Annotated in this window: 13 protein-coding genes; 12 read left to right on the top strand and 1 reads right to left on the bottom strand. The window is 41.5% G+C overall.

Going from position 1 to position 15756, the window contains the following annotated elements:
* Positions 1-120 precede the first annotated feature (120 nt).
* Together FFM67_RS04060 and FFM67_RS04055 are read left to right on the top strand one after the other, a co-directional pair.
* Entirely contained in the window at positions 121-4362 is a 4242-nt protein-coding gene (locus FFM67_RS04060) for a 2-hydroxyacyl-CoA dehydratase (RefSeq protein WP_137613342.1), read from the top strand.
* Positions 4363-4527: 165 nt separating this feature from the next.
* A complete protein-coding gene (locus tag FFM67_RS04055; protein WP_137613341.1) occupies positions 4528-5232 on the top strand; it encodes a GntR family transcriptional regulator in 705 nt (234 codons plus the stop codon).
* A gap of 9 nt (positions 5233-5241) precedes the next feature.
* Here FFM67_RS04055 and FFM67_RS04050 read toward each other — a convergent pair whose 3' ends face one another.
* Positions 5242-5883: a YigZ family protein gene (locus FFM67_RS04050; RefSeq protein ID WP_137613340.1), complete on the bottom strand. Its 642-nt coding sequence runs from the start codon at positions 5881-5883 to the stop codon at positions 5242-5244.
* 115 nt (positions 5884-5998) lie between these two features.
* On the opposite strand from FFM67_RS04050, the gene FFM67_RS04045 reads away from it, so the two are divergent.
* The 10 genes from FFM67_RS04045 (at position 5999) to FFM67_RS04000 (ending at position 15742) form a co-directional block, all read left to right on the top strand.
* The gene (locus tag FFM67_RS04045; RefSeq protein ID WP_170177986.1) at positions 5999-6280 is read left to right on the top strand and encodes a DUF7662 domain-containing protein; all 282 of its coding nucleotides are present in this window, start codon (positions 5999-6001) and stop codon (positions 6278-6280) included.
* A gap of 67 nt (positions 6281-6347) precedes the next feature.
* Positions 6348-7652, top strand: a complete 1305-nt coding sequence (locus FFM67_RS04040; protein WP_137613338.1) for a DEAD/DEAH box helicase family protein — start codon at positions 6348-6350, stop codon at positions 7650-7652.
* Positions 7653-7746: 94 nt separating this feature from the next.
* Entirely contained in the window at positions 7747-8307 is a 561-nt protein-coding gene (locus FFM67_RS04035; protein WP_246042918.1) for a ComF family protein, read from the top strand.
* A gap of 137 nt (positions 8308-8444) precedes the next feature.
* Entirely contained in the window at positions 8445-8990 is a 546-nt protein-coding gene (gene hpf / locus FFM67_RS04030; RefSeq protein WP_137613336.1) for a ribosome hibernation-promoting factor, HPF/YfiA family, read from the top strand.
* A gap of 263 nt (positions 8991-9253) precedes the next feature.
* Entirely contained in the window at positions 9254-11785 is a 2532-nt protein-coding gene (gene secA, locus FFM67_RS04025; protein ID WP_137613335.1) for a preprotein translocase subunit SecA, read from the top strand.
* A 154-nt stretch (positions 11786-11939) separates the two neighbouring features.
* A protein-coding gene (gene prfB / locus FFM67_RS04020) for a peptide chain release factor 2 (RefSeq protein WP_137613334.1) occupies positions 11940-13050 on the top strand; the annotation gives its coding sequence in 2 pieces (ribosomal slippage) (positions 11940-12011 and positions 12013-13050; 1110 coding nt in all).
* Positions 13051-13145: 95 nt separating this feature from the next.
* The gene (gene ftsE, locus FFM67_RS04015) at positions 13146-13835 is read left to right on the top strand and encodes a cell division ATP-binding protein FtsE (RefSeq protein ID WP_137613333.1); all 690 of its coding nucleotides are present in this window, start codon (positions 13146-13148) and stop codon (positions 13833-13835) included.
* Entirely contained in the window at positions 13828-14712 is an 885-nt protein-coding gene (gene ftsX / locus FFM67_RS04010) for a permease-like cell division protein FtsX (RefSeq protein WP_137613382.1), read from the top strand. The genes ftsE and ftsX overlap by 8 nt, the downstream gene beginning before the upstream one ends.
* 222 nt (positions 14713-14934) lie before the next feature.
* Positions 14935-15255 carry a DMT family transporter gene (locus FFM67_RS04005; RefSeq protein ID WP_137613332.1) on the top strand — a complete coding sequence of 107 codons (321 nt, stop codon included), beginning with the start codon at positions 14935-14937 and terminating at the stop codon, positions 15253-15255.
* A gap of 49 nt (positions 15256-15304) precedes the next feature.
* Positions 15305-15742 carry a GNAT family N-acetyltransferase gene (locus FFM67_RS04000; protein WP_137613381.1) on the top strand — a complete coding sequence of 146 codons (438 nt, stop codon included), beginning with the start codon at positions 15305-15307 and terminating at the stop codon, positions 15740-15742.
* The last annotated feature ends 14 nt before the right edge of the window (positions 15743-15756 follow it).

The following is a 15756-nucleotide window of genomic DNA, read 5'->3' as shown; positions in this document are numbered from 1 at the left end:
TGAAATGATTTTGATAGTTGCATAACGTGCAAAATCTTTTTAGAATATACGTGAGTAGTATAACAAACACTTTGTAAGTTAATCAACACGTGTTGCTAAAAATGGAAGGTAGGAATATTTATGACATTACGAGCGGGGATCGATGTAGGCTCTACAACCGTCAAGTTGGTCATTTTAAATGAACAAAATGAAAGTCTCTTTGCAAAATACGAACGGCATTTTTCGGATGTGAAAACTGCCACAGAACGTGTGTTGCGTGAAGCAGAAGAGGTACTTGGCAATCAAAAAATGACGATGAGTATCACAGGTTCCGGTGGGATGGGACTAGCTGATGTTTTAGACATTCCTTTCGTCCAAGAGGTGATCGCCTGTACACGTACCGTGGAAGAGGTTATTCCGGAAACGGATGTGGCGATTGAATTAGGCGGAGAAGATGCGAAGATTACCTTCTTTGAAGGTGCTTTGGAGCAACGGATGAATGGTAGCTGTGCTGGTGGGACTGGAGCCTTTATTGACCAGATGGCGGTCTTGTTAAAGACAGATGCCAATGGGGTCAATGAATTAGCAAAAAATTATAAGACCCTTTATCCGATTGCTTCTCGTTGTGGCGTATTCGCCAAAACTGATGTACAGCCGTTGATCAATGAAGGGGCAGCGAAAGAAGATATTGCGGCGAGTATTTTTCAAGCCGTTGTCAACCAAACGATTGCCGGTTTAGCAGCCGGTCGTAAAATTAAAGGGAACATCGCTTTTCTTGGTGGGCCGTTGTTCTTTATGTCTGAACTGCGCCAACGCTTTATTGAGACATTGAATATCGCCCCGGAAAATGTGATCTTTCCTGAAAACCCACAACTTTTTGTAGCAATGGGAGCCGCTTTCTATTCAGAAGAAGCACCGGTTTCTTCATTAGAAGAATTGCTGCATCGTTTGACTACTGCAGATGAAGGACATTTATCACCTTCTGATACGCTGGAGCCTTTATTTAAAGACGAGGCGGATCTCGCCGACTTCCGGCTGCGTCATGGGCAAGCACAAGCGCAAGAAAAAGATTTGAATGAACATGAAGGCGTGGCGTTCTTAGGAATCGATGCCGGTTCTACGACGACCAAAGTTGCCTTGATTGATGAGAGCGGAAATCTCATGTTTTCATTTTATGGCAATAACCAAGGTCAGCCGTTAGAAACAACGATGACGGTCTTAAAAGATTTGTACCAAAAATTACCTGAGAATGTTTTTATCGGAAAAGCAGCAGTAACCGGTTATGGTGAGCAATTAATTAAAAATGCTTTGAAGGTCGACATCGGCGAAGTAGAAACGATGGCGCATTACAAAGCGGCAAATCATTTCCAACCCGGTGTTGACTTTATTTTAGATATCGGTGGGCAAGACATGAAGGCGATGACGATTAAAGATGGTGCGCTGTCTTCAATCCAGTTGAATGAAGCCTGTTCTTCTGGTTGTGGCTCTTTCATCGAGACTTTTGCTAAATCGTTGAATTATAAAGTGGAAGACTTTGCGCAAGCGGCCTTGAAATCAAAAGGCCCTGTGGACTTAGGTTCTCGCTGTACTGTCTTTATGAATTCGAAAGTGAAACAAGTTCAAAAAGAAGGCGCATCTGTTGGAGATATCTCCGCTGGCTTGTCTTACTCAGTCATTAAAAATGCTATCTATAAAGTAATTAAGGTTCGTCGCCCTGAAGAGTTGGGGGAAAAGATCGTCTGTCAAGGTGGGACTTTCTATAATGAAGCGGTGTTACGCGCTTTTGAAATGGTGACCGGTCGTGAAGTCGTTCGTCCATCGATCGCCGGGTTAATGGGCGCATTCGGTGCGGCATTGATCGCTTTAGAAAATTATGAGGTCGGCGAAACGACAGAAACCTTATCTTTGGCGGAGATCGATAGCTTTACTGCAGAAAAAGAATTTACTCATTGTGGATTGTGTGAAAATAATTGTATGCTGACGGTTACTTTATTCTCCGACGGGCGTCAATTTATCACTGGCAATCGCTGTGAGCGAGGCGCTCGGATCAAAGTGAAACGGGAAGATAAAAAAGTTAATCTAGTGGAATATAAATATAAACGGCTCTTCAAATATCGTCCATTACGTAAAAAAGAAGCGGTGCGAGGAGAAATCGGAATTCCACGAGTCTTGAATATGTATGAAAATTATCCTTTGTGGCATACCTTCTTCAGCGACCTTGGCTTCCGAGTGAAATTATCACCACGTTCAAATAAAGAATTGTATGAACAAGGGATGGAGACGATCCCAAGTGATACGGCTTGTTACCCAGCTAAAATTGCTCACGGCCATATCCAAGCCTTAATCGATGGTGGCGTGCCGATGATTTTCTATCCTGGTGTGGTTTTTGAGCGTGAAGAATCTAAAGAAGCGGACAATCATTTCAACTGTCCAATCGTCCAAAGCTATCCAGATGTGATCCGTAACAATGTTGATGACATCCGTGACGGCAAGGTAGATTATCGAAATCCTTATTTAAATTTAGCCAATGAAGCTTCAGTAGCCAAAGTTTTAGGGCGCTGCTTCCAAGATTTGGGTATCACCCAAACGGAAGTTGACAATGCGTTGCATCATGCTTATGAAGAATTAGAAACCTTCAAAAATGACATTCGTCAAAAAGGGGAAGAAACGCTTTTAATGCTGAATCAAAAAGGCGAACGAGGCATCGTTCTTTCTGGTCGTCCGTATCATTTAGATCCAGAGATCAATCACGGAATCGCCGAGGTTATTACCCAAGAAGGCTTCCATGTTCTAACCGAGGATAGCGTGTCTCATTTAAGCGATGTTGGCAATTTACGGGTTGTCAATCAATGGGTCTACCATTCACGCTTATATGCGGCTGCTCGGGTGGTTGCTAAATCTAAAAATCTAGAGCTTGTTCAATTGAATTCTTTCGGTTGTGGACTAGACGCGGTCACCACCGACCAAGTTGAAGAAATCATGGAACAATACGGCAAGATCTATACTGTTTTGAAGATTGATGAAGGGTCTAACTTAGGTGCAATCAGAATTCGTTTGCGTTCGTTAAAAGCTGCTGTCAATGAACGAGATAAATCCAATTTCCAACCCGTTAGACGTTTTGAAGAACCAGAAAAAATCGTCTTTACGAAGGAAATGCGGAAGAAACATACGCTACTCTTACCAATGCTTAGTCCGATTCACCAATCTGGCTTATTTGATGTCGCGTTGGAGGCTTCAGGCTATAATGTTGTCTGCTTACCAGCAATGGATCGTGAAGCTGTTAATGTCGGCTTGAAATACGTGAACAACGATTCTTGTTACCCAGCGATTATTTCTATTGGGCAACTCGTTGAAGCCTTGGAAAGTGGCAAGTATGATTTGAATAATACTAGTGTCATGATGAGTCAAACCGGTGGTGGCTGCCGGGCAACAAACTATATCCCATTATTGCGCAAAGCCTTGAACGATGCTGGTTTTCCACAAGTGCCTGTTGTTTCCGTATCACTAGGAAACAAAGGGGTAGAAAGCAATCCAGGCTTCAAGTACACCTTGCCGATGTTGAAACGGATCGTTGTGGCAATTCTTTATGGGGATCTCTTTGAACGAGTGGTCTACCGTACGCGGCCTTATGAATTAGAGGAAGGCCAAATCGATGCCTTACATGAGAAATGGCTGAAAAAAGTTGAAGGCAATGTTCGTAATGGGTCATTGACGCTGTTCAATGTGAACATGAAGAAAATTATTAAAGACTTTGATTCGGTACCAATTTCCAATGAAGTTAAACCCAAAGTCGGTGTTGTTGGAGAAATTTTGGTGAAATACTCACCAACTGCCAACAATGACATTGTCCGGTTGTTAGAAGCGGAAGGCGCCGAGGCAGTCGTACCGGATCTGATTGGGTTCATGAACTATTCCTTATATAATCAAATCTGGAAATACGACAATATGGGGATGTCTAAGAAGAGCAAAAATCTGGCAGAAATAGCAATCAAATTAATTGAATTCGTAGAAAAACCGATGGATAAAGCGTTACGAGCTTCGGATCGTTTCACAGGGATTCATTCGATTTATCAATTAGCGGAAGATGCCAGCAAGATTCTTTCAATCGGGAACCATACAGGTGAAGGTTGGTTCTTAACCGGTGAAATGATTGATCTCTTGAAGACAGGTGTCAACAATATCGTCTGCATGCAGCCCTTCGGTTGTCTACCGAACCATGTGGCAGGTAAAGGGGTCATTAAAGAATTGCGTCATCAGTATCCAAAATCCAATATTGCCGCGATCGATTATGATCCAGGTGTTTCGATCGTCAATCAATTGAATCGGATTCGTTTAATGATGGCGACCGCTAACAAACAATTAAAAGAAGAAGTAAAAAGTTAAAGAATAGAGTAGGCCAATTCAAATGGTCTACTCTTTTTTTTTGTTTAATAGCTGATTATTGCAGGTAATTGACTAGTTAGTTGGAAAATTGGGAAGGGTTATTATTGTACATTAGGTATATACCAGTTATAATAAATATAGAAAAATCAACAGGAGTGATGGAATGTGGCAAATCAAGTGCCCGTATATATTCAAATTCATGATCAATTAAAGCATGAGATTGAAAATGGTGTGTGGAAAGTAGGCGATCGCTTGCCTTCTGAACGTGAATTGTCGTTAAAATTTGGCGTCAGTCGAATGACCTTGCGTCAAGCGATCCAGACGTTATCGGACGAGGGAATCTTAGAGCGGAAAATTGGTTCAGGAACTTATGTTGCCAGTAAAAAAGTCCAAGAAAAAATGAGTGGGACAACGAGCTTTACCGATATTATGGAATCTTTAGGGAAAATACCTTCTAGTAAAACGATTTCTTTTTTTAATTCTCGTGCTAGCTCTAGTGAAGCGGAAAAACTCGGCTTAGACAAAGGCGAGCAAGTGTTACGAATGGAACGAATTCGTTATGCAGATGAAGTGCCTATTTGTTTTGAAGTGGCGAGTATCCCTGCGAAACTAGTCGAAGGCTTCAGTAAAGAAGAAATTACAGATTCTTTTTATCATAGCTTGCAAGAAAAGGGCTTTGAGATCGGACAGGCCAATCAAACCGTTTCTGCTGTTTTAGCTTCGGAGCAAACAGCAGAATACCTAGCCGTTAAACGTGGGGATGCGATTTTACGGCTGCGTCAAGTTTCCTACTTAGCGGATGAACGCCCATTTGAGTATGTACGTACGCAATATGTTGGCAGTCGTTTTGAATTCTATTTAGAAAAATAATCCAAGAAGCTAGGCCTCTTGGATGACTTGTTCAAAATAGCTGATCTCGCCTAGAGTGAAGGCTGCTTGGCCATTTAATAAATCGGTAATCTGTTCTTCAAAAGCTGCAACATCTGGTTCATCCACCATGCAAGTGGTGACCACTTGATCAGTGAATTGCGTGTCTTTGACGGCGATCTTTTGAGCCGTTAAGAAATTTTCCAGTTTTCCCCAGTTTGAATAATCCAATTGGATAGACACTTCTTGCTGCAGTCGGCCCTCAACGATGCCAATATCGGCAATAGCTTGGGCGACTGCGCCTGAATACGCACGAATCAATCCGCCGGCTCCTAGTTTGGTGCCACCGAAGTAACGAGTCACAACAGCACAGACGTTGATCAAATCATTTTTCTTTAAGACTTCAAGCATTGGTACCCCGGCGGTTCCACTAGGTTCACCATCGTCAGAAGAACGTTGGATTTCGTTGTGCTCCCCTAAGATAAAGGCGCTGCAGTTATGATTCGCTTTCCAATGCTCTTTTTTCAGCTGTTGGATAAAGTTTTTAGCTTCTTCTTCAGAGTCGATCCGCTTTAAGGAACAAATAAAACGAGATTTTTTGATTTCGATCTCGTGGTAATGGTCTTGTTTGATGGTACGATAATTTTGCAGCATGATTTAGCCTCACTTTTTTTCTCTTGTTTTCAGTATAGGAGAAAAGTAGGGCCGGTTTCAACTATCAAGTAAGGATGCAAGTGAGAATTGAAAATTTTGAAGGTGAGAGATGACTATGACCCGTGCAAAAAAATATGATGCCATTACCCATTATTTAAAAAAGAATAATGGTTCCCAAGTGACGTTGACCTTCACCCAATTTGATGAGCTATTATTTCCAAGAAGCGGCTTGCCGCTGACTGCCCGACGGGATTATGATTGGTGGGCGAACGATTACCGTCACCCAGAAAAAGGTGCTTATGGCTGGCTGAATGCCAACTATGAAGTCGTACAAGTCAATCTGAATAAAGAATATATCGTTTTTAATAAATTGGTAAAATCAAATTGGTTAATTTAGCTGGACAGTATAGTGTTCAGCTTTTTTTGCGTATCTTTTGATAAGAATGTTTTTTAGGAGTGATTAAATGGCGATCACGGGACAGCGGTTATTACGACAAGAGTGGCAAGCCTTTTATCCGGATGTTGACTTGAATCAGGCTAAAAAAATCCCAGCGATGAACGCAGTGGGAGAGAGTTGGGTTTGCCAACGTTGTGGAAATCTTTCTCAAGAAGCACTTCCGGCGGGGTTCTTTTATTGTCCGGCCTGCCTAGTGTTAGGAAGGATCAGCAGTCATTCTTTTCTTTATTATTTTCCTGTAAAAGAATTGTCCGCAAGAAAAGTTGTCTTAGCTTGGTCCGGAGTCTTTTCTTCAGCTCAGGAAAAAATTGCCCGGCGATTAGTCACAGATCTACGGAATGGAAAAACTTTTTTATTGTGGGCAGTCACTGGGGCAGGAAAGACGGAGATTCTATTTCCGTTGATCAAAGCAGTTTTGGAAAAGGGCCAGCGAGTGGTGCTGACTTCTCCACGAGTAGATGTTTGTAATGAACTTTATCTACGCTTCCGGCAGGCTTTTCCAAAAGAAAGAATTAGTCTGTTTCATGGACAAGAGCGAAAAGATGCTGGAGATACCTTTGTGATTTGCACCGTTCATCAGCTGTTACGTTATCAGGACTATTTCGATTTGGTGATCGTTGATGAGGCGGATGCTTTTCCCTACAGTACGGATCCACTACTGCCTCAAGCGGTGACGCGAGCACAGCGAAAAAAAGCTAGGCGGATTTACCTCAGCGCGACGCCGGATAAAAAATTGAGGCAAGCAGCTGATTGTACGTATTATTTGCCTGCGCGCTATCACCGGCGTCCACTGGTTTTGCCGGAGATTCTATGGACAGTGAACTTAGAAAAATCATTAAACCGAGGCTTGCTGAATAAAAAAATTTTACAGCGGATACGTTCACTATTAACAAAAAATCATGTTTTGCTTTTTTGTCCGAGTATCCAGCTATTAGCAAAAAGTGAAAGCTATTTTAAAGCCAATTTGGCTGATAGCCGATTGACCACCGTGTTCTCCAAAGATAAGGAACGCTTGGTTAAAGTTGAAAATATGCGTGAAGGTCGGTATGACTTGCTGCTTACAACGACGATTTTAGAGCGAGGGGTAACCTTTGAAACTGTTTCGGTGGTGGTGTTGCAAGCATCACATCGTGTCTTTAATCAAGCTGCGCTAGTCCAGATTGCTGGTCGAGCCGATCGCAAAGGAGCGTATTCCGAAGCGGAGGTCATCTTTGTAACTAGTGAAATGACCAAGGACATGAAAGGAGCAATCAAAGAGATTAGGAATCATAATCAACAAGCGTTGCAGGAGGGGCTAATCGATGCGCTGTAGTTGCTGTCAAAAAGAACTGATTAAAAATTTAACATTGCTGGAATTATTTTTTCAAAGTAGTCACCGCTGTTTTCACTGCCAGCAGCTTTTCACTGTGATTGAACAAAAGGTGGCTTGTCCTGGTTGTGGCCGTCCAAATTCAGTTGAATTATGCGGTGATTGTCTTCAATGGCAAAAGCAAGTTGGTTTTGTTTTAGAAAATCGCGGGCTTTTTTATTATGATGCAGGTTTTCGCAAATGGATCGAAGACTATAAATTTACTGGAGATTATCGTTTACGAGGAGCCTTTACCACTGAACTGAATCAAGCACTGAAAAATTATCGTGACTATTTGATTTGTCCGATGCCTCTTTCAATGGAACGTTTTGCCACACGGGGCTTTAATCAAGTCAGCAGCTGCTTAGAGCTGACGAACCCGCCTTTTCATTTTTTATTGGCGCGTAAAGAGCTAGCTCCTCAGTCAGAAAAAACGCGGGCTGAACGATTAAAAATGGAGCAGCCCTTTACAGTGAAAGTACCAAAAGAGAAAATTAGAAATCAAAGAGTTTTATTAGTGGACGATGTTTATACAACAGGTCGTACATTGGTCCACGGGGCTGAGTTGCTCTATCAAAATGGCGTAAAAACAGTGAAAACTCTGACTTTTGCTCGCTAAATGTCGAAATATTGATGATGAAATTGGTAGCGATTTACTTTGCAAAAGGATTAGAGTTCGCTATAATAGAGTTAAGAAGAGAGGTAAGAGTGGTCCTTCCTCAATCTTCAGTTGGTAAGACGAAAGGGGCAATACGTATGTTTAGATATAATGTTCGAGGAGAAAACATCGAAGTTACCGAAGCTATCCGCAATTACGTTGAAAAGAAAGTAGGTAAGTTAGAACGCTACTTCACTGATGTTCCGGACGCAACTGCTTATGTAAATTTGAAGGTTTACACAGAAAAAACTGCGAAAGTTGAAGTAACGATTCCATTACCTTACTTAGTTCTTCGGGCCGAAGAAACTTCACCAGATTTATATGCAAGTATTGATTTGGTTGTGGATAAATTAGAGCGTCAGATCCGCAAATTTAAAACAAAAATTAATCGTAAAGCTCGTGAGACCGGTGTACCTGAGCGTGACGTGGAAGTGTTAGTGAATGTTGAAGATTCTGAAGAGTCAGAATTAGAAATCGTACGTACCAAACGCTTATCACTAAAACCAATGGGTAGCGAAGAAGCAGTCTTACAAATGAATATGCTTGGACACAACTTTTTCATTTTCGAAGATGCGGAAACGAATGGTACAAGCATTGTTTATCGTCGTAAAGACGGCAAATATGGTTTGATCGAAACAGATTAATCAAAGAAATAAAACCTTCCAGCCTCAGCTGGAAGGTTTTTTATTTTCACACAAAATAAAGCTTTTGAAATCAGTCGATAAAAAGAAGTAACGATCATTGATGGGGTAGGCAAAAGCAAAAATACTAAAAGAAAGTTTAATCATTCTATTAAGTACACCATTATTCGCTAACAGAAGTTTCTTTTCTGTTGGACTAATGCTAAAATATACTAGCGGGTTTCTATCAAAAAATAGAAAAGAACTAAAGGAGATAAGACAAACGAATGGCAAACTTTCTTAGAAAAATGATCGAAAACGATAAAAAAGAATTAAAGCGTCTAAGTAGCATTGCTGATAAAGTTGAAGCATATGCTGATGACATGGAAAAATTATCAGACGAGCAGTTGCGTGGTAAGACTGATGAATTTAAAGGACGTTATAAGGCAGGAGAAACACTGGACGAGTTATTACCAGAGGCTTTTGCGGTCGTTCGCGAAGCAGCGAAGCGGGTCTTGGGGTTGTATCCTTACCATGTTCAATTAATGGGGGGGATTGTCTTACATGACGGAAATATCCCTGAAATGAAAACCGGTGAAGGAAAAACCTTAACAGCGACAATGCCGGTTTATTTAAATGCGTTGACTGGTGAAGGGGTCCACGTTGTTACAGTAAATGAATACTTGTCTACTCGTGACTCGACTGAGATGGGTGAATTGTATAATTTCCTTGGCTTAAGTGTTGGTTTAAACATCAATTCAAAAACAGCCGATGAAAAACGCGAAGCCTATAATTGTGATATCACGTATAGCACGAATAACGAGCTTGGCTTTGACTATTTACGTGATAATATGGTGGTTTACCAAAGTCAAATGGTTCAACGTCCATTGAACTACGCGATCGTCGATGAAGTGGACTCCATTTTGATTGATGAAGCTCGGACACCACTGATCATTTCTGGCGCTGCTGAAAAATCAACGGCTCTTTATACGCGGACGGATAATTTCGTGAAGCGTTTAAAAGAAGAGGAAGATTTCAAAATTGATATCCAATCAAAAACAATCGGCTTGACTGAACAAGGAATCGAAAAGGCAGAAGAAAACTTCGGCTTAGAAAACTTGTATGACTTGGAAAACACGGCCTTGACCCATCACTTGGATCAAGCCTTGCGGGCGAACTTTATTATGATTCGCGATATTGATTATGTGGTTCAGGAAGGCAAAGTCCTAATCGTTGACCAATTTACTGGACGGATTATGGACGGTCGTCGCTATTCTGATGGCTTACATCAAGGGATCGAGGCCAAAGAAGGCGTCGAAATTGAAGACGAAACCAAAACAATGGCAACAATCACTTTCCAAAACTACTTCCGGATGTACAAAAAATTATCTGGGATGACTGGTACGGCTAAAACGGAAGAAGAAGAGTTCCGTGAAATTTATAATATTGAAGTCGTTCAAATCCCAACGAACCGTCCAATTATCCGGGAAGACCACGCGGATTTATTGTACCCAACCTTAGAAAGTAAATTCCAAGCAGTGGTGCAAGATATTAAAGAACGTCATCGTAAAGGTCAACCAATTCTAGTTGGTACGGTGGCTGTTGAAACGTCTGAATTACTTTCAAACATGCTAAATTCGGAAAAAGTTCCTCACGAAGTCTTGAATGCCAAGAACCACTTTAAAGAAGCGGAAATCATTATGAATGCCGGACAAAAAGGTTCTGTGACGATCGCCACCAACATGGCTGGTCGAGGAACCGATATTAAGCTTGGCCTAGGCGTTGTTGAATTAGGCGGTTTAGCTGTCATTGGTACCGAGCGTCATGAATCACGCCGGATCGATAATCAGCTTCGTGGACGTTCGGGTCGTCAAGGAGATCCAGGGGTTTCACAATTTTATCTTTCGTTGGAAGATGACTTAATGAAACGTTTCGGTTCTGAACGGATCAAAGCATTCTTAGACCGTATGAAAGTTGAAGACGAAGATGCGGTGATCCAGAGCAAGATGCTGACTCGTCAAGTAGAATCTGCCCAAAAACGGGTTGAAGGTAATAACTACGATACACGTAAAAATGTCTTGCAATACGATGACGTGATGCGTGAACAGCGTGAAGTCATTTATAAACAGCGTCAAGATGTCATCATGGGCGAAAGAGATTTATCACCGCAATTATTGAACATGGTACGTCGGACAATCTCACGGGTAGTCGACAGCCATACCCAATTAGAAAAAGAAAATTGGAATCTTGAAGCGTTGGCTGACTTTGCCGGAACAACCTTGGTTCACGAAGACACCGTTTCAAAAGCCGACTTCGAAGGCAAAACACCAGAAGAAATGAAAGATTATTTATATGGTCGTGCCAAAGAGGTCTTTGATGCAAAAGTAGCACAATTGCAAAGTCCAGAGCAATTATTGGAATTTGAAAAAGTTGTTATTTTGCGAGTTGTCGATACAAAATGGACCGACCATATCGATGCGATGGATCAATTACGTCAATCGGTCGGCTTGCGAGCTTACGGGCAAAACAATCCATTGGTTGAATATCAAACAGAAGGCTACAAGATGTTTGAAGACATGGTAGGAGCAATCGAATTTGAAGTGACCCGTCTCTTCATGAAAGCGGAAATCCGCCAAAATGTACAACGGGAACAAGTTGCTCAAAATCAAGAGGAACATCCAGTAGAAGCCGATGGTGATCCTAAAAATTTGACTGAAACGAAGCAAAAACCGATTCATGTCGAAAAAGTCGGGCGGAATGATCCATGCCCTTGCGGTAGTGGCAAGAAATACAAAAATTGCCATGGTAAAGGATTATAAGAGCTTCACGCAACAGTTAATTTTCAGAGGAGCTGGGACATCTAGATGTCACAGCTCCTGTTTTACGAATGGATTACTCAAATTTTTTGTTACGCAGGTTTTTAGGATTGAATCAAGAAATCATTTCTTGATTCATGAGAAAGAGGGAATAAAATTGGAAAACGCAGAAATCCGGAATTTATTAGACACAATTCAAGAGCAAGTGACTAGTTTCAGGGGGTCTCTTTGACCTCGAACAGTTAGAAGAAAACATTGCAGAAGCAGAAAACCAAATGACGGCACCTGATTTTTGGGATGACTCGGAAAAAGCCCAGGCACTAATTAATCACAACAATGGCGAAAAAGAAACCTATGATCAATTTCAAGTGATCGCTAATGAGAGCGAAGAGTTGAATTTGATGTGGGAAATGCAACAAGAAGAATTTGACAGTGAGCTGCAAGCAGAATTGGAACAACGTTTGCTGCAATTGCAGGAAAAAGTCGCTGGATTTCAATTGTTTTTATTATTGGATGAGCCTTATGATAAAAACAATGCGATCTTGGAACTGCATCCTGGAGCGGGTGGAACAGAATCACAAGATTGGGGCTCGATGCTTTTGCGGATGTATACACGTTGGTCCGAACAGCATGGCTTTTCAGTGGAAACGATTGATTACCAAGCAGGCGACGAGGCAGGTATTAAGAGCGTAACCTTAATGATTAAAGGCACCAATGCATATGGGTATCTGAAATCTGAAAAGGGCGTGCATCGCTTAGTTCGGATCTCGCCTTTTGATTCAGCTAGTCGTCGGCACACGTCATTTTGTTCGGTGGAAGTGATGCCTGAATTAGATGAAAATATCGAAGTTGAAATCAATCCAGATGATTTGAAGGTAGATGTTTACCGAGCAAGTGGTGCCGGTGGACAGCATATCAATAAAACCTCTTCTGCTGTCCGGATTACTCACTTGCCAACCGGAACAGTCGTTGCCAGTCAAGCGCAGCGTTCACAATTTCATAACCGGGAAACCGCGATGCAGACGTTAAAAGCCAAACTTTATCAATTGGAAATTGAGAAAAAGGAACAAGAAGCGGCCGCTTTACGAGGCGAGCAAAAGGAAATCGGATGGGGCTCGCAAATTCGCTCCTATGTTTTCCACCCTTATTCAATGGTGAAAGATCACCGGACCGATTACGAGACAGGGAATGTCCAAGCAGTGATGGATGGAGAGTTGGATCCTTTCATTGATGCTTACTTGAAATGGCGTCTAGCACAAAAAGCTTAAGCTAAAATGAAATCAAATTGTAAAGTAATGAAAGCCAGTTGCAATGTTGACGTGCTATAATAACAAAGAATTTAAGAGGTTTGGAGAGATAAAGCATGATTGAAATGCAGGATGTAACAAAAAAATATCCGAATAAGACAACTGCTGTACGTGGGATTTCGGTCCATATCGATCAAGGTGAGTTCGTCTATGTTGTTGGTCCCTCTGGTAGCGGAAAATCTACCTTTATCAAATTGATGTACCGTGAAGAAAAAGCAACCTCTGGGAAAGTGCTGGATGTTGCTCGTCATGATTTATTAAAAATCAAAAATAAAGAAGTTCCTTATTTGCGTCGTGATGTCGGCGTTGTCTTCCAAGATTTCAAATTATTGCCAAGAAAAACGGTTTATGAAAATGTTGCTTATGCGATGCAAGTAATTGGTCGCAAACCACGTGAAATCAAAAAACGTGTCATGGAAGTGTTGGATCTTGTCGGCTTGAAGCACAAAGTCCGCGTTTTCCCAAATGAATTATCTGGTGGGGAACAGCAACGGGTGTCGATTGCACGTGCAATTGTAAATACACCTAAAGTTTTGATTGCTGATGAACCTACAGGGAATTTGGACCCGGATACTTCATGGGAAATCATGAATCTATTAGAGCGAATCAATAATCAAGGAACGACCATTGTTATGGCGACACACAACAAGACAATTGTTGATACGATGCGTCATCGTTTGATCGCGATTGAAAATGGGTTGATCGTTCGAGATGAAGCGGAAGGGGAATATGAGTTTGATGATTAGAAATTTCTTCCGACATTTGTTGGAAAGTATCAAGAGTGTCAAACGTAATGGCTGGATGACGTTGGCTTCTGTCAGTGCGGTAACGATCACGTTAACAATGGCAGGAATCTTCCTAGCGGTAATCATGAATGCGACAAAATTAGCTCATGATGTCGAGGGCAATGTCGAAGTGACTGTCTTTGTTGATATCGGTACAAAAGAAAAAGAATTGAAAGAATTAAAAACAGATTTACAAGAGATTAACCATGTGGATAAAGTGACCTTCTCCAGCAAGGAAGACCAGCTGAAAAAAATCCAAGCTCAAATGGGTGACGCGTGGGATTTATTTGAAGGCGACAGCAATCCCCTTTATGATGTTTATGTAGTCAGTGCGACGGATGCTCAATATATTCGGCCGGTCACACGTCAAGCGAGTCAATTGCCTAACGTCTTTAGAGCAAATTACGGCGGTAATTCAGCCGATCGTATCATTCAAATGGCGAAAGTTGTTCGAACTTGGGGACTAGCAGCCGCAGCATTATTGATTTTTGTGGCAATTTTCTTGATCTCAAACACGATTCGGATCACTATTATCTCACGGAAAACTGAGATTCAGATCATGCGTCTAGTTGGTGCGAAAAATGGGTACATTCGCTGGCCTTTCTTTCTTGAAGGTGGCTGGATCGGGTTGATCGGTTCAATCGTTCCAATTTTAGTTTTGACGTATGGTTACCAACAAGTATATGGTTTAGCGGCGCCGTATCTATTGCAATCAAATCTGGCATTGCTGCGCCCTAACGAGATTGTTTGGATTCTAGACATTGTTATGGCTGTCGGTGGGTATTTGATCGGTTCTCTAGGTTCAGTGATTTCAATGCGTCGTTTCTTAAAAATCTAGGTTAGTAAACTTTCGCGACTTTGTCGCGGAAGTTTTTTAATTGCAAAAATTTGCCTTTTAAACTAAAAGGTCCTAAGATAGTAATGAATTTAATTTAAACGCTACCGAGCAAGGGAGCCAATTTCGTTAGGTCTTTGAAGAAATTGGACGCCCTTTTTTTGTTTGTCTTTTTTTGGACTGGATTTGATGGCGGGAAATTAAAAAATTAAGGAGGAAGTTATTATGGCATGGGTAGCATTAATTGTGGCAGGAGCTTTCGAAGTTTTTTGGGCAACCATGATGAAGTTAAGTGAGGGGTTTAGTCGGTTAAATTTTTCTATTTTAACCTTAATTGGTATGGCAGCTAGTTTTTTCTTTTTAGCAAGATCATTACATGCCTTGTCAATGAGTCTGGCCTACCCCATTTGGACAGGAATCGGAGCGGTTGGTTCGATTATCGTAGGGGTGTTGTTCTTTCACGATCACTTGTCTTTGCTCACTAGTTTTTTTGTGTTGTTGTTGATTGTCGGAATCATCGGAATCAAAGTAACTAGCGGACAGTAGACGAAAAATACGTTACACTAATTTAAAAAGAGGATCACAGGAGGCAATGATGATTAAAACCACCGATCAATTGTCATCACAAGAATTGTTGACTATTTTACAGGCTCGAACCGCCGTTTTTGTCGTTGAACAAAACTGTCCTTATCAAGAAGTCGATGAAATCGATCGTGAGGCGATCCATGTTTGTTTGATGGAACAGGATAAATTACAGGCGTATGCACGGATTTATGAAACGAGTAATGGCATCCATTTTGGACGTGTTATGGTGGTCAAGGAATTCCGGGGACACCAATTAGGTCGCAAGCTTGTTACGGAAACGCTGGAAGCCATCGAAGAGCGGTTTCCCCAGCGGTCGGTGATTATTTCGGCGCAAGCCCATTTAATCGATTTTTATCAGTCCTTTGGATTTACGGCTTGGTCGGAAATTTATTTGGAAGATGACATTCCTCACATGGATATGCGGTTAGAAAAAACGACAAATCATTAAAGTCGTCGGTTTAC

Source organism: Enterococcus viikkiensis (assembly GCF_005405345.1).
Lineage (GTDB): Bacteria > Bacillota > Bacilli > Lactobacillales > Enterococcaceae > Enterococcus_A > Enterococcus_A viikkiensis.
The sequence above is the reverse complement of the archived record's forward strand: the minus strand, read 5'-3'. Positions and strand labels throughout refer to the sequence as shown.